The organism is Candidatus Poribacteria bacterium (assembly GCA_009839745.1).
Lineage (GTDB): Bacteria > Poribacteria > WGA-4E > WGA-4E > WGA-3G > WGA-3G.
This window is the reverse complement of sequence record VXPE01000112.1, coordinates 46,465-66,530: the sequence shown is the minus strand read 5'-3', so window position 1 is coordinate 66,530 and position 20,066 is coordinate 46,465. Positions and strand designations below refer to the sequence as shown.

Sequence of the window (20,066 nt, the reverse complement as noted above, 5' to 3'; positions counted from 1 at the left end):
ACCTCGTTCTCGCATAACCAAAAATCTATGAAATTCTAATTAGCACAAGGCGTTATCTTTGGTAAATTACGGGTGAGAAAACGCTAAAAAGAAGAGGATTGTCCAACAGTAAGTGAAAAATTGTTAAACTGAGAAAATATTTATCATGAAAGTTGCATTTTATGCAACCTTTCGATCCGCTATACGCGTTAATATATAACAAAGTTCTTACGCCCATTTTTTGGAGAAGATATAGATGGAGACCAATGATTTTGCCTTAATTCAGCGCGTTTTAGAGGGAGACGACAACGCCTTTACCCTGCTTGTCAACAGATACCAGAAAGCTATCCACACCTTCGTGTGGCGGAAGATCGGTGACTTTCACACAGCCGAGGAGCTCACACAAGATATTTTCCTGAAGGCTTACAAGAAGTTGGCACTCCTGAAACCACCGTATCATTTTCTCGGATGGCTTTATGTCATTGCGACGCGTCACTGTATCGCGTGGATGCGAAAGAAACAGGAGCCAACGACATCTCTGGATGCGATGCCCGCAGCCGAACTTGAGGACCTCTCCTATATAGCGTATGAGGCGACACGCGCTGAAGCTGCAGACCTTGAACACCACCGCGACCTCGTCAAGCACCTTCTCCAAAAACTGCCAGAGAGCGAACGCACCGTTGTAACTATGCATTATCTGGCAGAGATGCCGTGTGAAAAGATTAGTGAATTCTTAGGCGTATCCCCAAACACCGTCAAAAGTCGACTCCATCGTGCGCGCAAACGATTAAAGACACAAGAACACCTCCTCCACGGCGTTTCCGCTATTTTCCAAGTGCCACCGACCCTCACTGCGAACATCATGCAAGAAGTCGCTCGCATCCAGCCGACTGTGCCTTCTGCAAGTAAACCTTGGGTGCCGTGGGGATTCTCCTTCGCATCAACGTTTCTCATTCTTCTAATGATCGGTGTGGGGACACGTGCGCTGTATCGTTTCCAGCAGCCTTACAGTTTAGACGCAACATCGGAGATGACGATTGAATTCGTAGAGGCACCCGTTGTGCTTCCCTTGAAACTAAAGCCAGATGTCAGAAACCAATTCGGAAACACCGATACGCTCGGGAAAAACAGTGGTGCTGGACAACAACCTGGACCGAACCTCGTTGCCCCTTTTCCGCCCAAGGATGCAGACGCTCCTACCGCGAAACCGCAATGGATTCAAGCGAACGGAACAGGGGAGGTTTCAGGTGCCGGACTCTTTCTCGCTGCTGACAAATCCCTCTATGCTGTTGCGAGAGCCGGCCTCTACCGACTCACACCACAGACAGACGCGTGGACATTTGTCGGTTCCGCCGGTCCGAATCAGAAATTCGAGAGGGTTATGGCGGAACGGGGCGATACCCTCTATCTCCTGACATCCGATGAACTTTTAGCCTCAACCGATAAGGGTAAAACATGGAGTGTTCTCGGCTCACGTCCCGAGGGACGCGCTGTCGCCTTGGTGATTACCGATGCCCCCAAAAACGCAACCCCCAAAGTGCGGATATGACGATGTACCTCGTCCTCAGAAGAGAGGTATTTCGTTCTGAGGATGCTGGAAAACAGTGGGAATTCATAGGACACGTCTTGCGATCTGATATCGTACCGAAGACGGATGATACGGAGTTCCGCATTCGGGATGCACTCGCTGTTGATAACACGCTCTTTGTCGGCACCAGTCGTGGGCTTTTCCGATTGACCCGTAATTGGAAAAAAATGCCGGTGCCGACTGAACACGGTATTAATTCCTTGGCAGTTGCCGAGGAGAGGCTCTACGTCGGGACAAACGGAAATGTACGGCATAGTCCTGAAGCCCAAGTCCTTTATTCGACCGACCTCGGCGATTCATGGACCGATATTACACCGAATACCTACGAATATTCAGCTAAGATAAGAACCGCAGTCAGAGTTGTTCCAATCGGAAAAAAGATTCTGTTAATGAGTTTTGGTGGAATATTATGCTCTTATGATGCCGGTGAGACGTGGATGTATCTTGGAAACGATCCACACGCATTTGGGGCCTCTCCTGCTATCGCATTGGATGAAAATAATTTTTACAGAACCGGCCACGACAAAATAACGCGCTCGACGGATGGAGGAGACACATGGCATCCCTTTATGGCAGGGATATCAAATTTCAATGTTCAGAATCTGAGTTCTGTTAAAAATGTTCTCTATGGGGTCACCGGTGGAGAGATTATTAAATCAAAAAACGGTGGTGAATCTTGGGAGACCCTTAACGTGGAGAGTGAAGATAAACTTCTGATCTATCCGAAGATACAGACAAGCAATACAACTCTCTATCTCAGCAGCACACCCAGTAATCAGACGCAATTTTTTCACCTCCCTGTTGGCGGTGAGGCACTGGTACCTGTTCAAGGGATGCCAGATTTCGAGGAAGACGATTTATTCACTGAATTGCAGAAAAGGGTCCAAAAAGTGAGAGAAACAAAGGGCAGAGATCGGGACGCAAAACAATTATGGGACCAAAATATAGATCGTGCCCTTGAGGAAGACCGAACGAACGGCGGTTTTACCGTTGTCGGAGAAACCGTTTTTATGGAACGCCGCCGAAAACTCTTCAGGTGGCGACTTGGTGAAACGGCATGGCAGCATACTGGTTTGGAAGATCGCGGAGAACTCCCGCCTATTTTCGGAAAGGGATTCACGCTTGCTGCCTCGGGCAATACTATCTATGCCGGTAAACGGGAGGGCGACCTCTTCCGATCCTTGAACGGTGGAGATACTTGGAACGACATTACCGAAAACCTCGCCTTTCCTTTTACTTACTTCAAGGATATTTTGTTTGTGGGTTCAACCCTCTACATCTCAACCGATGCAGGGGTGATGCATTCACACGACGGCGAGAAATGGCATGCTCTCACCGATACTGACGGGTGTCCACTCCTTATGGATCGGATTGCGACTGAGGGTTCAACCCTTTACAGTGTGTGCCAGCGGCGTTTATCAAGTAGATAGCCGAACGAACGCTTGGAAACAAATTGCTCCAGAAATACCATACACAGCTACCTCCCTTGCTGTTGATGACAGGACGCTGTGCGTCGGTACAGAACGTAATGGGATCTTCCGTTTTCAGCGCGACAATTGATAAATTTCCCATTCCTATTCCATACTTTCCAATCTTAACCCTTCAATTTCGGTAGGCAGACGCACTTGAAAGCCTGCCTAATCACTCCCTTTGTATTATTAAGTTTTCCCAAATAGCGCAAGTTGCCCTTTGTAGCATAATCTTTTAGATGTGCGAATTGTTGTAGCATAGACTGTTAGTCTGTGCTTCTTATCAGGTCTTTGGTTCGTAGTAGCGCAATTCATTGCGCGTTCTTCGGGAATATCATCTCAATTTTGGTATAGGAGCCAATTTTGCGTAAGTCCTGTTAGGTTATATTAACCCAATGAATTATGGAAATTTGAAAAGGTTTTCAATTGGCGTTATGCAAAATATGCAGGGTCAGTTGTGTAGAATTTGCAGAGTGTGCAAAATATGCAGAGTTGGATTTTGATAGAAGCCGTAAGAATACGGCTTTTTACAATTGGCACACAAATTGCTCACTTGTGAATATGCCTATCCTACATGCCTTCGCATGTTCGGATAAACCGATTTCCCCTGACGGAATGTGAAATTTAAATTAATGTGCCGCTCAGGGCGTTTGTAAAATTGACGCTATTAATCACCAAAAAAAGGAGAAAATAAAACATGAAATCTAAGTTGATTGCAAGCATTCCGGCTCTCGTCCTTATCTTCGCACTCACATGTGGTTTCGGGACATTTCACGTGATGTTACAGAAAGCAGAAGCTAGTAACTGTAATAGCCTTCAACAGCAGTGTAGTGATGCACAAGAGAATGAAAGTATTGCGTGTGCCAGTGGGCATGCAGAGCGGTGTGAAAGTGCGAAAGACAATGCGGAGCAGGTTTGTGGTAAATATTACAATAACTGCCCGTAATTCAATCTATGGTAGTTGCTCACTATGGGCAACTACCCGATTTATCTATGATTCAAAAGCAGCAGACCCCTTGGTAAAGGGAGGCATCCCATCAATAATGTTATGAAGATAGAAAAATTAAGTGCGATCATTCTGATTGTCGGTATCCTATGCCTCGCCGCTTTCATTCGACTGCAAGGGATCACAAATGTTCCCTCAGGACAGTTAACCGAATCAGACGGGTACTTCTACTACTGGCAAGCACAACTCATCTCTGAACACGGAAAATTGCCAGAACGGGATATGAATCGATGGCTTCCACTCGGTAGAGATTTAACACAAACCCTCAATCTCTACGGGTACGTCCTCGCCTACGTTCACAAAGGGATCGCGTGGGTATTCCCGAAGGTTACACTCTACCACGTCACCATCTACACACCCGTCTTCTGCTTCTGCCTTGGACTCGGTGCACTCTGTCTGTTTTTCTATCGCACTTCCGGTATTCTCTTTTCAAGCATCGTTGGTGTACTTTTGGCAACACTCCCTGGCGCGATTAACCGCAGCACTGCCGGTTTTGGTGATAGAGACAGTTGGTGTCTCATGCTCGGCATCCTGGCTGTCATAACTTATCTCACTTCATTGCAATCGCAACAGCCACGCAAATGTCTTTTATGGGCACTCGCGAGTGGTTTCGCTATGTTCCTTGGCGGTGTCAGTTGGGAAGGTTTCGGTGTTTTTCTCAGTATCATTCTATTGGTTGAGGTCTGGCGGTTTCTCACTTCTGAAACAGAAGACAGATTAGGATTCTATCTAATCTGGGTCTGCACCTTCGTACCACCGCTTTACCTTTTATCGCAGTGTGCTTGATCCGCTTTTGGGAACATCCGTTGTTAATATTGAGTTTGGTATTGCAATTGCTACCTGTGTCATAGGATTCCTTGTGCTTGCATGGCGACGACAAGGTTCTGTTGAGAATGAATTCATCTACATTGCATTTACTCTATGGTTTCTCTTTTGGGTAGCACTGGCACGGGATGCGAAACGCTATAATTTTTTTGTCGGTATATCCCTCGCCTTCTTTACCGCAGATCTTCTCCTTTTCTTAGCCACTTTCTATGCCAAAAAGGTAAGGCACCGTGTCCCGCAGCTCCTGTTGAGACCAGCAATCTCTATCCTGATATTAACCCTGATCCTGTTCTACTCACCTGTGGGTGGACACGCAAACCGGGCATTACCTGCTGCTATCAAATCTCGCAGGGCTATACCGGGGAGAGGCAGCCTCGCTCAGGCGTTTGGTTGGATGAAAGGCAATCTACCCGCCCATGCTGTCGTTGCCGCTCACTGGAATCATGGAAGTCAACTCAATGTCCTTGCAGGTGTTAAAACTATTGTTGATCAGGATCACTACATACCCCATTGGATAGGTCTCTACCGACAGCACATCAACTTCGCTAAAACCGAACGTGAAGCATTAGAGTTTCTGAGATCCCATAGGGCAACGCATCTCATGTTAACCGTTAAGGAAGCTGCTACTGCCCCTTTTCTGCGTGGAGAGCCAAACCGCGCATTTGTCCCTATCTATCCCGAAGACAATTTTGGGAAAGCACTCGTTAAGGTGTGGGAGATCCGTTACCCACCCGACATCAGATCAAATCCAAAGTATCTCGCGACGAAGTTTTCCAAGGAATAAACAGGTATTCTTGTAGATCTATACACGTGGCAAAAGATTCAGCAAATTATGCTGTAAATTGGTGCAATCTTTCCCCGATTATTGCATTTTATGCAACCTTCTTTCGCTTTACCCGCGTTATTATATTCTGAAGCCTTTATTGTATTATAAATCGTATAAGCATGTCTGACATTCACACTTCAGAAGGATAGGAAAGGTAATGTTTCATAGAACTAAGGTAGATAAACCCTATGATGAGAGGGGCATTTCTATTTCGGAAGATCAGTCCAATGAGAGACTCACACATTCAAATTTAAAGCCTCCTCTTGAGAAAAAGGGTGATCGTATCGCTATTCTGGCAGAAAATACGTTGCAAGGAAATTATGAGAGTATCCTTGGAAGAAGTCCACAGATTCTCGAAGTTCTCAAACAAATTGATAAGGTGGCAAATACAATAGCAAGGGTACTTATTTGGGGTGAAACAGGAACCGGTAAAGAGTTGATAGCGCGTGCCTTACACCAAAACAGCGATCGGTCGGGGAACAAAATGGTTTCTGTCAACTGTGCCGCAATGCAGTCTTTAGTTTGTCGTGCTGGCACGGGTACCTTACTCTCTCACTGGCGATATCCCCTAACCTCGCCTCTTCTCCTGTTACTCGCAAAACTTGAAAAAAATCCTATCCTTTTCCCCTTTTTCTTTTTTATTGACAGAAATTTGCTTTTTTGCTATATTTTAGACAACGGTTTCGTCAGAAATCGTCCTATTTGTGAAAATTTGTCTTTGCAAGACGAAAATGAATTTGCGACAGACGACTTAACTTGCGGAAGATCAATCAATAAAGGAGTGACAAAATGACAAGAACCCACCTTGTGATGGTGTTCATCGCGCTTTTTTCAGTCATGCTGATTAGCCATGCAAGCGCACAGGTAATTTTCTATGCTGATTTTGAAGTGAGCGGCTCTAAATCAATCCCGGATGTCAGCGTCAACGATCCGGCAAATTGGGTGCCAGAAAACGCTGGAACCGTTTGGGTAGCATCCGATGAGTTCCCGGATGGCAGCGGTGCCTTGCATCAATCTGCCGAAGGATGTGGCATCTCCGGGAATACACCTATACCGGGTGTTGATGAATTCTCTGACGGTATCATCCAAGCCGTTTTTTCATGGCAAGATGACGACGGTGTCGGTTTCCAATTTCGCCGTGTCGGCGACGACAGTGGCTATCTCGTCGCATTCGGCTATAACGAAACACCCCAAATTATCATCGGTAGCCTCGCTGACGGGTGCTGTGGAAACGGCGAATGTCTCGACCAGTGCAGCTGCGAAAACGGTGGAAATGAACTCGTCGGTGTCGACCACGGCTTAGGTGCGGACCTCTCCCAGGACAACAGCGTTGCCTATTTGGCACGCGTTGAAGTCACTGGCAGTCTTATCCAGGTCTGGTATATGGAACTTGACGACGCCCCCGGTCTCTTTGTGGCTTCCAGTGAACTCGGCGATCCAGTCGCTGAATACGATGGTGCGGATGATTTAGGACCCGGTATCGCCGGTATCTGGCACGAAAGTTGGGGCAACGGAAGAATGAGTAGCGTCCTTGTTACCGGTCCAGGCGGCACCACGGATGTTGATCCACATGCTAAACTCTCTACGACGTGGGGCGACGTTAAAAGCAGTTATTAGTCTCCTTCCTTAATATAGACTAATACTATAAAGTCAACCGCGGTGCAGGACAAGATTACCTTACGGCAGTCTCCCTGCGCGACTCATCTTTGTCGGGTGAGGTCAATGCCTCACCCAACACCACTTTAATTTTATGACGAGGCACCTTCGGGGATGCGGGTATCTAAGCAACACCCTATTGCCTTGTCACAATACTGTTGCTCGCCAATAAACGGCAACACAACCCTTTATGACAACGGAGGAGATATTCATGAAAACCCGTTTTTTTCTTTTGATTCTCGTTTTAAGTCTATTTGTTTCATTTCACGCCAGCGGTCAAGTTGTGTTTTATGCCGATTTTGAGGACGGCTCTAAGGACGCAAAGCCCGATGCGGGTGTGAACGACATCAAAAAATATAAAGCCGAGAACGCTGGGACGATCTGGGCTGCGGATGATTTTGAAGGCGGCAAACTCGGTGGAAAAAAATCCATGAAGCAAACCGCTGAAGGATGCGGCATCTCCGGGAACACACCACTGCCTGGCGTGACAAACTTTACCGACGGTATCATTCAAATGGTTTTCTCGTTTGGTGATGATGATAGTGTCGGACTTCAGTTCCGCCGCAAAGGGGACGATAAAGGCTACCTGGCTGTCTTTGGCTATAATGAAACCGCATCCGTCCTTTTCATGAGCCTGGAAGACGGGTGCTGTCCTTCTGGACAATGTCTCGACCAGTGCGGTTGTGAGAATGGTGGAAAAGAGATAGCCAGTGAACCACACGGCTTAGGGGGCGGACTCGACCAGACGAATGCTGTCGCGTATCTCGGGCGCGTTGAAGTCAAAGGCAACAACGTTAAAATCTGGTACATGAAACTTGATGAAGTCGACGATCTGTTCGCACCCTCCGAAGACCTCGGACCTCCCATTCTTGAATCCGACAAAGCGACTAACAAGAGTGCTGGCTCCGTCGGTATCTGGCACGAAAGTTGGGGAATGGGTAGAGTTGATAGTGTTCTCGTTACGAATGCCAACGGTTTTGATGTTGATGCCAAAGGCAAACTCACTACCAGCTGGGGTGCGGTTAAAGCCGCTTATTAATATCGTATAGAGCGAGGGGATGACTGCAATCAAATCCCCTCGCCTTTTTTCTTTTCGCAAACACATTCCAAGGTCCCTATACTTCGCATCCTTCCATTGAACCTTAGGAGTCCATCCATGAAAGTCACGAACGTTGAACGTGTACTTGTAGATGTCCCCTTCACCCCACGACAACAACAGATTACCACCCAGAGCGTGTCCACTGTTTACAACTGGTCACTCCTTGAACTGTGCAAGGTTACCACGGATACCGGACATGTCGGTTGGGGTGAGACCGTCGTCCATTATACCTATTCCAGAGTTAGCGATGATAGTGTTGAACGTGTGCTTGGACAGAGTCCTGCTGAACGCATGAACGACGATTCACTCGGCGCAGGTTTACAGATGGCGCTCTTCGATGTCGTCGGCAAAATTTTGGAAGTGCCCGTCTATCAACTCCTCGGCATGCAGGCTCGCGAGGCTGTTCCTATTTCGTGGTGGTGTATCGACTCGTCTCCTGAAAACTGGGCAGCGGAAGCCGCAGATGCCGTAGAAAACGGTTATACGAGTTTCAAAAACAAGCCGCGTCCGTGGTGGGATATCGCCGCACAGGTAGAGGCAGTCGCAGCAGGCGTTCCATCCGACTTCAAACTCGACCTCGATCCTAACGGTTCTTGGCGCGACGCAGAAACGGCTATCCCGATCCTGCAAAAACTCGCTTCACACCCAAACGTAGCGATGTTTGAGACCCCTATTCCGCAGAATGATGTTGATGGAAATAAACAGATCCGCCAAACCGTTGGATGTCAGGTCGCTATGCACTTCGGGTCTCCCCCCTATACCACCTGTGTGCGTGAGGACGTAAACACTGGATTTGTCATCGGTGGGGGTAAATCGCAGGTCATGCGTGAGGGGCAACTCAGTGCGGCAGCGGATATGCCGTTTTGGCTCCAGATTGTCGGAAACGGCTTGACAACGACATGGGCAGGCCATCTCGGCAGTGTGCTCACACATGCGACATGGCCCGCAATCACCTGTATTAATCTCTATAGCGACCATCTGCTCACACAACCGATACAGGTCTCGGAGGGATGCCACAAGGTCCCTGATGCCCCTGGGTTGGGCGTTGAAGTCGATGAAGACGCAGTCGAACGCTTCCGCGTGCCTGATGATCAGTTAGACGCTGAGGGTTACACGATTCATCCTGTTCCGCGCATCATCAAAACCGCTGTTTATCCTGATGGCAGTTGCATCCACATGTCCGGTGATGGTTTGAGCTATTTCAATGCCGGCAACGGTGAGGCACAAGTAGAAGGTGCGCGTCTGGAGTTAACCTTTGACGACGGCACTGACGCATGGACAGACCTCTTCGAGAAAGCACGTGAGACCCCTGTGCATGGACGTTGGTAAATTGACTGTTCTCCCTCAACAACGTGCCCTGACATGGCGCGTCATCACCATCTTTGCCATTAGCGCACCGATCAACTGCTATTTCCTCATCCAGATGGAACTCGTGCGCTATACCTTCCCGACGTGGGTGGTTCCGCTGTCCAATGTCATTTTCATCCTCACCGCAGTGATGCTGATGAACAGTGTCATCCGTCTCCTAAGAAGCAACTTGGCACTTGGACAAGGCGAATTGCTGTTTTTATATGTGACACTCAGTTTCTCGACATCCTTGGCTGGCTGCGATGTCTTTCAAGCGATCCTCTCTGTCCTCGGACATAGTTTCTGGTTTGCAACCGAAGAAAACGAGTGGCGCACCCTGTTTTGGCACCATCTCCCAGAATGGCTCACCGTTTCGGATAGAGACGCGCTCCGTGGCTATTACCTTGGGGAATCCAGTCTATATCATCCGCTTCACTTGCGGGTGTGGTTCCCGGTAGTGATAGCATGGTTATTACTGTTTTCGGTCATAGCGTTCATCTTTCTCTGCCTCAATACGATCCTCCGTCGGCAGTGGGCGCAGCGTGAACGTCTCACTTTCCCGATTATTCAACTCCCGCTTGCGATGACCAACCCCACGTCCAGTTTCTTCCGAAACAAGCGGATGTGGATCGGCTTTGCAATCGCTGCCGGCATCAGTCTTTTTAACGGATTGAGCCATCTCTATCCCGTGATTCCGCATATTCCAGTGACACGCCGTTTTTTCTCGTTTCAGGAGGCACCCTTGAGCCTCTACGGCACCATCATCACCGCCTTTTACCCGTTTGCCATCGGCATTATGTTCCTCATGCCGTTGGATGTTCTCTTTTCGACGAGTCTCTTCTATTTTCTCTATCGGAACGAAGTCGCTTTGGCAAAAGCGGTTGGCTGGAGTAGCATCCCACGCTTTCCGTATCTTAACGAGCAGACGATCGGGGCTTTTATAGGACTCTGTTTCTTTTTTGGGTGGACAGGGAAACGGCATTTCGGAACCGTTTTGAGAAGCGCGCTGCCGTCACGCGGGCGAGAACCGCCGATCGAGCAGCACGAGGAACCGATGTCGTATCGGGTGGCTGTCTGGGGGTTTGTGCTTGGCGTTTTGTTGTTTGCGTTCCTCCTCTACAAGGCAGGCATGGCGGTCTGGCTCGCGCTCACTTTCGCTGTTCTGTTCCTCATAACACCCTTGGTCACAACACGTATCCGTGCCGAGTCTGGCATTTTTGTCCACGCCTACCACTGGCAGGCACCCCGATACATCTTGAACACCCTTTTGGGGACGCACCGTCTCGGTGCGCGGAACTTAACGGCACTCTCCGTCTGCTTTTTCAATCGAGATTACCGTCCGCAGCAGATGCCGCATCAGTTGGAGGCTTTTAAAATCGCGGAACTCGCCAATATTAACCAACGCCGGATGCTCTTGACGGTTATCATCGCGACTGTTTTCGGTGTGATTGTCGCTTTATGGGTGCAGCTACATTTCTATTACAAATTCGGTGCGGATTCCGGATACTTTGGACCTTGGGCACTCGGTTACGGAAGAGAATACTTCGGACGGTTAACAAACTGGATTACGTATCCCCTCGACACAGACTGGCTCGGCGTGATATTCATGGGCATCGGGTTTTCTGTGATGATGGTGCTGACGTATCTTCGGGTCAAATTCTTTTGGCTGCCGCTGCATCCGCTCGGTTATGTGATGGCGAGCAACCAAGAGATGTCCGACCTCTGGATTCCGTTGTTGATCGCTTTGACATTGAAATGGCTTATCCTCCGACACGGGGGTATCCAGAGTTATCGGCGTGCCATCCCGTTCTTTCTGGGGTTAGTTCTCGGCGATTATCTCATGGGAAGCACGTGGAGCCTCCTGAACATCCTTCTGAATACCACGATGTATCAGTTCTATCCATAGGTTATCACAGATCAAAAATAACCTGAGCGAACCAACTGCCATCACACTTTCGCACGACCTGCAACTGATGGTATGTAACGCTCTTAATTTCTGTATAAACCTCGTGTTTATCGAAGTTTGCACGTTCACCGTAAACCGTCGCTGATACTTCCGTTTCACTACAGTTTTTGATGTCGGCACGTTTAAAGAAAGTCTCCTTTGTTTCGTGCTGGAAGATGAGTTCATCGAGCCATCTCACAAAAAGGTCTTCCACAGATTCAGCCGTGAGGTGAATCTCCACTGCGTCTGTCTCATCGACCGTATCCACGACGGCTATTGTTTCAAAGAGTCCCTGTGCCGCATTTCTCAGAAGATCCGATAGACTTTTCCCTCTAACCAACAGTCCCATATCCGCAGTATGTTCAAGGTATTCATAGGGTTTCATGCAATTCTCCATCGCTACGATTTTTCTCATCTAACAACATCATACCCTTAAAATCCGGCCCTGTCAATTCTCATCCTTCCTGAATCCCCATCCAAAACACAAATCCGTTGACACAAAAGGATTTTTAGGGTATAATTATAAAAATTCAGGCGTGACTTGACCTGCCTGCCTCGGTTTCGGAATAGCACCTGCTATGCCGTTTGCCTTGTAAAACTGAACCCACGCGCACCGCAAACAGTATTTAACAGCAGATTTTGATTCGCAAGCTGCGCTAAAAAAATGAGGGATGACAATGTCAGCAGCAAATTTGAAACAACGGATCCATAACGGAGAACTCGTCTATGGCGCTAACGTCTCTATGGCAATATCTGCCGATGCACTCGTCGCCAAAGTCGAAGAGGGCGGCTACGATTTTGTCGCCGTGGATAGCCAACACTCTGCATACAACGAGGATCGGCTCGTCGCCTTCTGTAACATGGCGAATCAACTCGGAATTCCCGCCAACTTTCGGATTAAGCACACCCGAAACACGTATCTCATCGGTAACTACCTTGATTTAGGTCCCTCAGGCATTGAGGTGCCACAGGTCGAATTAGACGAAACCGTAAACGAAGCCGTCGCTGCTTTCTACTATCCGCAGCAGGGACTTCGGAGTTGGGGTGGTGCCCCCCGAGTGAATTCTGAAGGCAAAGAACGGCTTGAATACGCCGACTGGTGGAACACCAATGGCATCCTCTGGATGCAGATTGAGTCCATAGAAGCCGTCACACACGCGCGATCTCTCGCGAAGCCGGGTGTTGACTGTCTCTCCTTTGGTCCTGCGGATCTGACGTTCAGCATTGAGAGCCACCCGAATCATGCACTCCAGACCGTGGATGCTTGTGTGGAATACGTCGCGAAGGCTTTAGAGGGAACGACAACCGCTGTTTGCTTTAGGAACGGCAGTCCCAGCACGCGCCAGAAGTATGCCGACCTGGGCGTTACCGTCTTTTTGGAATAGTAATGCTGAATTACGGATTGGTAAGCACAGCAGTAGCGGAAGACAGGGAGCGGCTACGTGAAGGGGTCCGACTGTTAGCGGAGGTTGCACATAAGCACGGTATACCCATAACATGGGCAGTCGATACCAAATCTGCGCCAGGCATCGCGAGGTTGCTCACAACGTTCCACACAGAGCACGGCGACGCTCCCTTGTTGATGCTCGATATCAGACCGATCTGGGAAACGAACTGGGAGGCTGCAAGAAACGCCAATCCGGGTGCCAGCACGGAAGCCATGGCATCGCATCTCGTCACGATGCGAGAGAAGTTACCGGAATATATAATCAGGGAACGGGACAGACTCAAGCGAACGCTCCCTTGGGCGGAGATGAATATCGCAGGGGCAGTCTTCAAGAATGATACGTTCCTGCGAGCCCTTGAACAGACGGGCTTCCGAGGGCTTTGGGGCTACCATTGGAATCAGCAAGAGGTGGATGCGGCAGCCTCGAATGTTCCCGAAATTGAGGGGTCCGACCGCGGCGGTTTTGGGTGTTTTTACCCGCTTGAAGTCTCAGCGTCTCTTGATGCGATTGTCGCACGAGGGACCCCTGACCAATCGTTTGAAAAGATTGTCGGTATCCCTTACCATACCGCGGGTCACCTTGATGCAGACGCACATAATCTCCGCGCAGCACTCTTAAACGGAACGGCGCAACACCAGTATGATGTCTATGTCGAAAGCACGGCGTGGAATCAATGGCTGGGTTATGTAGAACATATCGACGCGCTTACCGTTGCACACCTCGGAGAAGAGGGGTTGGAACGCCTCGATGCATACTTCGCACACGTGGTGAGTCTTCAAGACACAAAGCCGCTGCTCCTTTCGCAAATGGTTGAAGATTACATCGAACAGTGTCAGAAAACCGAACCGACAGCGGTTGTCGGGGCAACTACGGAGATCCGAGAGGAAACGACTGACCCGAAGTCTACGTTAAAGATATTTTACTACGACGCGGCATGTGAATTGACCTTTGTTGAAGGTGATATGGTGCCCGTTGAAATTAAAAATTATGCTGCCGAACGGGTATTGCAGTCCGAGGCGAATAAACCTGTCCTAACGGGCTTTTTACCGACGCGACACCGGACACAACTACACATCGCCATTGTGGTAGAGGCGACGCGGGCGATGCCTTATGGGATAGTCGTCTGGGGCGACCACGAAGGTCTACAATTAACGGAGTCCAACGTCGATGCTGTCAGATGGATAGGGGAACATTCGCTTTTTATACGTCTCACATTGCAATCCGGAAAGAACGAATTTAGCGTTAAATTGACAATTTAATTTTAATTATTGCTCCTGGGCCGCTGCGTCCGTTGTCCTTGCGGACTTCGGTTAATTCGCAATTGGGGTTTGTGCATTTTGACGTTTCTTTTTTTCTTCAAAATATGAAACCAAAACCCAAGCCCGTAACAAAGTGAAAGGGTTTTTGCGAATCAACGCCGAATGCGCGTGTGGCATTCAGCGGGATGTTTCTTCAACTCGAACACAGGAAACGTTAAAGTCTTAAATCTCGTTACTTATCCGCAAGTTAAAAATTAAAAAAGGAAAATTAAAAAAATGGAAAAAGTATTAGGGCTCAAATGCCGTGAATGTGGGGAGAAGTATCCCAAGGAACCGCTCCACGTTTGCGAGTTCTGTTTCGGGCCCCTGGAAGTAGACTATAACTATGAAGAGATACAAAAATCTATTTCAAGGCGTTCAATAGAAAATGGTCCAGAAAGCATGTGGCGTTATGCAGATCTACTGCCGATAGATGATGAACCGACAGATGGCACTCATACCGGATTTACGCCGCTCGTCCGAGCGAAGAATCTTGGAGACGCGCTCGGCGTCAAAGAACTCTATATCAAAGATGACACCGTCTGCCATCCGACCTTTTCCTTCAAAGATCGGGTTGTAGCCGTCGCCTTGAGCAAAGCAAAAGAATTCGATTTTGAAACTGTTTCTTGTGCCTCTACTGGCAACCTCGCCAACGCAGTCGCCGCACACGCTGCCATTGCAAAACTGAATTGCTTCATTTTCATCCCCGCGGATCTCGAAGTTGGCAAGGTCGTTGCATCCCTTGTCTATGGTCCCACAGTCGTCAGTATCACTGGCACTTATGACGAGGTCAACCGACTCTGTAGTGAAATTGGCGGGGTCTATCCGTGGGCATTTGTTAATATCAACATCCGTCCTTTCTACGCTGAAGGCTCAAAAACCCTCTGTTTTGAATTGATCGAACAACTCGGTTGGAAGGCACCCGCGCATATCGTCGCACCTGCCGCTGGCGGGTCTCTCATCACAAAGATTGGCAAAGCTTTAAAAGAATTCCACATTTTAGGATTAATAGATACACCGAACACTAAAATCCATGTCGCCCAAGCCGAGGGATGTGGACCCATCGTCAATACATACAAAGAGAATGGCGATTTTGTAAAGCCTGTGAGACCCAATACAATCGCTAAATCGCTCGCGATTGGAAACCCCGCAGACGGCATCTATGCTGTGGATACCGTCCGAAACTCCGGCGGTGTCGGCGAACACGCCACCGATATCGAGATCGTGGAGGCCATAAAACTCCTCGCTTCCACAGAGGGTATTTTCACGGAAACCGCTGGGGGTGTCACACTCGCCGCCGCGAAAAAATTGATAGAGAGCGGACACATCAGACCTGATGAGCCAACGGTTCTCGCTATCACAGGCAACGGACTCAAAACCGTTGAAGCCCTTGAGAACAAAACGGATACAACCCATATCATTACCCCGCAACTCAACGCTTTTCAGAAATTGATGACGGAAATTGGATAGATCTGGGGAAAGTTTCAAAGCCTATAAAGTGTTCTAAAGTCCGTTGCCAATGGGGGTTGACATCCCCGTTAGGGCTAAATAAAAGAATGGAAACACTGCAGGGGATACTTGAACGCATCGTCTATGAAAGCCCTGACACCGGCTATACAGTCGGAAGACTTTCGGCGCGCGACCATGCCGAACTCATCACGGTCGTCGGCAATTTGGCATCTATCAATCCTGGTGAGAGTCTCCTCCTCCAGGGACAGTGGGTAGATAACCCCAGATACGGCAGACAATTCCAAATCGAGAAGTATGAAACCATCCTCCCCGCAAACGTCGTCGGCTTAAGAAAATATCTCGGTTCAGGTCTCATCAAAGGTATCGGTCCGAAGATGGCAGGACTCATCGTCCGTAAGTTCGGTATGGATACGATGGATGTCATTGAGAACGAACCTGAAAAATTGGCACGCGTTCCCGGTATCGGGCGGAAGCGCGTAAAAATCATCAAGGAAGCGTGGGAAGCGCAACGCGAAATAAAAAATGTGATGATCTTCCTACAATCGCACGATGTTAGCACAGCGCACGCCGCTAAAATTTATAAAACATACGAAAACGACGCAATCCCGATCGTCACTGAAGACCCATATCGCCTCGCTGATGACATTTACGGTATCGGGTTTGTAACGGCAGACACGATCGCACAGAAGCTCGGCATTGATAAGGATGCTCCGCAGCGGGTGCAAGCGGGGATCAAATATGTTCTCAGCCAGAAGGCGGATGATGGACACGTCTTCCAACGGCGTGCCGAACTTATTGAAGCCTGCCAAACCATGCTTGAGCAGGAGCTGGAAGCGATTGAGCAAGGGATCTCCGCCCTCGTCGAAAAAGAGGAAATTATTAATCCCGGTTTTACAGATGTAGTGGTTTCCGACGAACAGGATAGTATAGACGAGACACAAGAAGACTATGAGGTTTCCGAAACGGATCAGGAACCCCTTTCAACCGATACCCATTCCGCCATCTATCTCGCCCCCTTTTACTATGCCGAACTCGGTGTCGCAAACCAGTTTTTGAGGCTCTTAGCGAGTCAAGAACAGAGCACCGTTCTACTGTCCCCTAACACGACACTGTTCCTCACGCAATTAGAGGACGAAATGGATCTCCGTTTCGCGCCGCAACAACGCAAGGCGATCTATACCGCCATGACGACCCGCACCATGATCCTGACCGGGGGACCCGGTACTGGTAAAACCACGACTGTTCTCGGTATGATTCGCCTGTTTGAAGCGGAGGGGAGACGCATCACCCTGACAGCACCCACCGGGCGCGCAGCAAAACGCCTCAGTGAAACAACCGGCAGCGAAGCTAAAACCATTCATCGGCTCCTTGAATTCTCTCCGCGAAACAACGGATTTAAACGAAATCGACAAAATCCATTGGACACAGATGTCGTCATTGTTGACGAGACCTCTATGGTCGACCTCGTCCTGATGAACCGTTTGATGCAGGCAATTCGTCCAGGCACCACCGTCATCCTCATCGGGGACATCGATCAACTTCCCTCCGTCGGCGCAGGCAATGTCCTCAGAGAACTCATTGAGTCCCAAAGGATACCCGTCATCCAACTCACCGAGATATTTCGTCAGGCACAGGAGAGCATGATTGTCACCAATGCCCATCGTATCAATAAGGGCGATTTTCCAGAACTCACTGGCGATACAGACCGGAACTTTTTCTTCATGGAGGAGGAGGATCCCGAAGCGATTACCGAATTGGTATGTTCCCTCATTTCTGATCGGCTGCCGCAACACTATGATTACCATCCGATAGACGACATCCAACTCCTATGCCCGATGCGGCGCGGGATGCTTGGCACTGAAAGCTTCAACAAACGCCTTCAGGAAGTATTGAACCCGGAGTATACGACCCCGGCCTCCCATCCGTTAGAAAAAGCGAGGTTCGGCTTTCAGACGGACAGCCATCCATCCCGTAGGCGCGAAGGCACCGCGCCCGTATCTCGAACCGCAGGCGGCTTCCGCATCGGGGATAAGGTGATGCAAGTCCGCAACAACTATGACTATGAGGTGTTCAACGGCGATATCGGCAGGGTCGTCGCGATTGAGCATCTCGACAAAAAGGTGTACCTCCAATTTCCTGATAAACAGGTCGCTTACGATACCGCAGACCTCGGCGAACTCGTCTTAGCGTATGCCACGACTGTCCATAAAGCGCAGGGGAGTGAGTATCCCGCTGTTGTTATCCCCTTACACACGCAGCACTATCTCATGTTACAGCGGAATCTGCTCTACACCGGTATCACCCGTGCAAAGGAGTGTGTCGTCATAGTCGGCACCAAGCGGGCACTCGGCATCTGTATCCGCAACAATCAAGTCATGCAACGCAACAGCTACCTCGCCGAACGCCTTCAAGAACGAGGAGATGGACATTATTAGGCAGATACCGCCATCTTTTGTAGCATAAACTGTTAGTTTGGGCAAAATAGTCAGAAACTAAGGAGCCGCGATATGAAACGATTAATGCTATCTCTCATTGGTGTCTTGTTACTTTCCATACAAACTCTCACGCATGCCGAGGTTACGTTACCACGTGTCATCGGCAGTAACATGGTGCTACAACGCGATATGGAAGTTCCTATCTGGGGCTGGGCAGCCCCGGACGAGGAAATCACGGTAACCCTCAGTGACGAAGACGAGGGTGCCGATCCGCTTTTCTCGACGACTGTGGTGGTCTCCGACGCGGAAGGCAACTGGCGAACCGAACTCCCAGCAATGGATGCCGGGGGGCCCTATACCCTTCGTGTATACGGGCTGGGTAACCCAGCCCCTACAATTGAGCTGACGAACGTCCTTTTCGGAGAAGTTTGGGTCTGCTCCGGACAGTCGAATATGGAATGGTCTGTGCGTGCCTCAAGAGATGCCGATGCGGAAATCGCTGCGGCGGACTATCCAAAGATCCGACTGTTTGACATTCCGCATAGACCCTCAGGACTACTTCAGCGAGATGTAGAGGTTTCCGACTGGTATGAAACCACCCCACAAACAATCGAGAATTTCTCCGCTGTCGCTTACTATTTCGGCAGAAAACTTTACAAGAACCTCAATGTCCCGATTGGATTAATCAGTACCAATTGGGGCGGCACCCGCATTGAGCCGTGGACACCGCCTGTCGGTTTCACAACCGTCCCTGCCCTTGAATCCATATCCAAAGAGATTCAGGAAGCGGATACGAACTATCGCGAGCAACTTCCACAAAAGATGAAGGAGATTGAGGCGTGGATCGCAGAAACGCGGAAGGCGTTAGAAACCGACGCTCGCCTTACACAGATACCCGAAAATAGACATGCGTTGAGACATCACGCCAGACCTACCGGACTCTATAATGGCATGGTGCATCCGATTGTCCCTTACGCGCTCCGTGGCGCAATCTGGTACCAAGGTGAGTCGAACCTTCAGGACGGAATGCTCTACCATGAAAAGATGAAAGCGCTCATCAATGGGTGACGTGAGGTGTGGGGACAGGGAGATTTCCCCTTCTATTTCGTGCAACTTGCCCCGTTTAATTACGGTTGGGGAGCCGGCCCATTTCTGCTACCCGCAATTTGGGAGGCACAAGCCGCAACGTTATCCGTCCCACATACCGGTATGGCTGTAACAACGGATGTCGGCAACCTCAAGGACATCCATCCGCAAAACAAGCAAGAGGTCGGCAGACGGCTTGCGTTATGGGCACTTGCGAAGACCTACGGCAGAGCGCATGTAACCTATTCCGGCCCGATTTACAAGTCGATGGCAGTGGAAGGAGACACGATCCGACTGCGTTTTGACTTCGTTGGGAGTGGCTTGATCGCGAAAGACGAACAACCCCTGACATGGTTTGAAATCGCAGGCGAGGATAAGCAATTCGTTGAGGCGAAAGCAACAGTTGATGGGAACACGATTGTCGTCTCCAGCAGTGCCGTTGAAAATCCGGTCGCAGTTCGGTTCGGTTGGCATCAGAGTGCGGAACCGAATCTCGTCAACAAAGAGGGGTTACCCGCATCACCGTTTCGCACACATCCTTGGTAAGGAAGAGCAATCAGCCATCAGTGATCAGCAAGAGAGTATAATG

General features: G+C 49.3%; 17 protein-coding genes. 16 read left to right on the top strand and 1 reads right to left on the bottom strand.

Annotated elements, in window-relative coordinates; all coding sequences use genetic code 11:
• Positions 1 to 235: 235 nt before the first annotated feature.
• From F4X88_17775 to F4X88_17730, 10 genes are all read left to right on the top strand, one after another.
• Entirely contained in the window at positions 236 to 1,528 is a 1,293-nt protein-coding gene (locus F4X88_17775) for a sigma-70 family RNA polymerase sigma factor (protein ID MYA58136.1), read from the top strand.
• Positions 1,529 to 1,530: 2 nt separating this feature from the next.
• Positions 1,531 to 2,997 (top strand): hypothetical protein, encoded by a 1,467-nt coding sequence (locus F4X88_17770; GenBank protein ID MYA58135.1) that lies wholly within the window; start codon positions 1,531 to 1,533, stop codon positions 2,995 to 2,997.
• A 736-nt stretch (positions 2,998 to 3,733) separates the two neighbouring features.
• Positions 3,734 to 3,982 carry a hypothetical protein gene (locus F4X88_17765; protein ID MYA58134.1) on the top strand — a complete coding sequence of 83 codons (249 nt, stop codon included), beginning with the start codon at positions 3,734 to 3,736 and terminating at the stop codon, positions 3,980 to 3,982.
• A 102-nt stretch (positions 3,983 to 4,084) separates the two neighbouring features.
• Entirely contained in the window at positions 4,085 to 4,828 is a 744-nt protein-coding gene (locus F4X88_17760) for a hypothetical protein (protein MYA58133.1), read from the top strand.
• Positions 4,821 to 5,651, top strand: coding sequence for a hypothetical protein (locus F4X88_17755; GenBank protein ID MYA58132.1), 831 nt, complete (start codon positions 4,821 to 4,823; stop codon positions 5,649 to 5,651). The genes F4X88_17760 and F4X88_17755 overlap by 8 nt, the downstream gene beginning before the upstream one ends.
• Positions 5,652 to 5,850: 199 nt before the next feature.
• Positions 5,851 to 6,486, top strand: a complete 636-nt coding sequence (locus F4X88_17750) for a sigma-54 factor interaction domain-containing protein (protein MYA58131.1) — start codon at positions 5,851 to 5,853, stop codon at positions 6,484 to 6,486.
• Positions 6,483 to 7,310: a hypothetical protein gene (locus tag F4X88_17745; protein MYA58130.1), complete on the top strand. Its 828-nt coding sequence runs from the start codon at positions 6,483 to 6,485 to the stop codon at positions 7,308 to 7,310. The genes F4X88_17750 and F4X88_17745 overlap by 4 nt, the downstream gene beginning before the upstream one ends.
• Before the next feature lie 250 nt (positions 7,311 to 7,560).
• Complete coding sequence (locus tag F4X88_17740; protein ID MYA58129.1) at positions 7,561 to 8,388, top strand: carbon-phosphorus lyase complex subunit PhnI; 828 nt, start codon at positions 7,561 to 7,563, stop codon at positions 8,386 to 8,388.
• A 117-nt stretch (positions 8,389 to 8,505) separates the two neighbouring features.
• Positions 8,506 to 9,777, top strand: a complete 1,272-nt coding sequence (locus F4X88_17735) for an enolase (protein ID MYA58128.1) — start codon at positions 8,506 to 8,508, stop codon at positions 9,775 to 9,777.
• Positions 9,764 to 11,701 carry a hypothetical protein gene (locus F4X88_17730; GenBank protein ID MYA58127.1) on the top strand — a complete coding sequence of 646 codons (1,938 nt, stop codon included), beginning with the start codon at positions 9,764 to 9,766 and terminating at the stop codon, positions 11,699 to 11,701. Before F4X88_17735 ends, F4X88_17730 begins: the two co-directional genes overlap by 14 nt.
• A 4-nt stretch (positions 11,702 to 11,705) precedes the next feature.
• Here F4X88_17730 and F4X88_17725 read toward each other — a convergent pair whose 3' ends face one another.
• On the bottom strand, positions 11,706 to 12,155 hold the full coding sequence (locus F4X88_17725) for an archease (GenBank protein MYA58126.1): 450 nt from the start codon (positions 12,153 to 12,155) through the stop codon (positions 11,706 to 11,708).
• Between the two features lie 262 nt (positions 12,156 to 12,417).
• On the opposite strand from F4X88_17725, the gene F4X88_17720 reads away from it, so the two are divergent.
• From F4X88_17720 to F4X88_17695, 6 genes are all read left to right on the top strand, one after another.
• Entirely contained in the window at positions 12,418 to 13,125 is a 708-nt protein-coding gene (locus F4X88_17720; GenBank protein MYA58125.1) for a hypothetical protein, read from the top strand.
• A gap of 2 nt (positions 13,126 to 13,127) precedes the next feature.
• Positions 13,128 to 14,447, top strand: a complete 1,320-nt coding sequence (locus F4X88_17715; GenBank protein ID MYA58124.1) for a hypothetical protein — start codon at positions 13,128 to 13,130, stop codon at positions 14,445 to 14,447.
• Positions 14,448 to 14,723: 276 nt separating this feature from the next.
• Positions 14,724 to 15,956, top strand: a complete 1,233-nt coding sequence (locus tag F4X88_17710) for a threonine synthase (GenBank protein MYA58123.1) — start codon at positions 14,724 to 14,726, stop codon at positions 15,954 to 15,956.
• A gap of 86 nt (positions 15,957 to 16,042) precedes the next feature.
• The gene (locus tag F4X88_17705) at positions 16,043 to 18,391 is read left to right on the top strand and encodes an AAA family ATPase (GenBank protein MYA58122.1); all 2,349 of its coding nucleotides are present in this window, start codon (positions 16,043 to 16,045) and stop codon (positions 18,389 to 18,391) included.
• A 72-nt stretch (positions 18,392 to 18,463) separates the two neighbouring features.
• Positions 18,464 to 19,459, top strand: coding sequence for a sialate O-acetylesterase (locus tag F4X88_17700; GenBank protein ID MYA58121.1), 996 nt, complete (start codon positions 18,464 to 18,466; stop codon positions 19,457 to 19,459).
• Between the two features lie 6 nt (positions 19,460 to 19,465).
• Positions 19,466 to 20,023 (top strand): hypothetical protein, encoded by a 558-nt coding sequence (locus F4X88_17695; GenBank protein ID MYA58120.1) that lies wholly within the window; start codon positions 19,466 to 19,468, stop codon positions 20,021 to 20,023.
• Positions 20,024 to 20,066 lie beyond the last annotated feature (43 nt).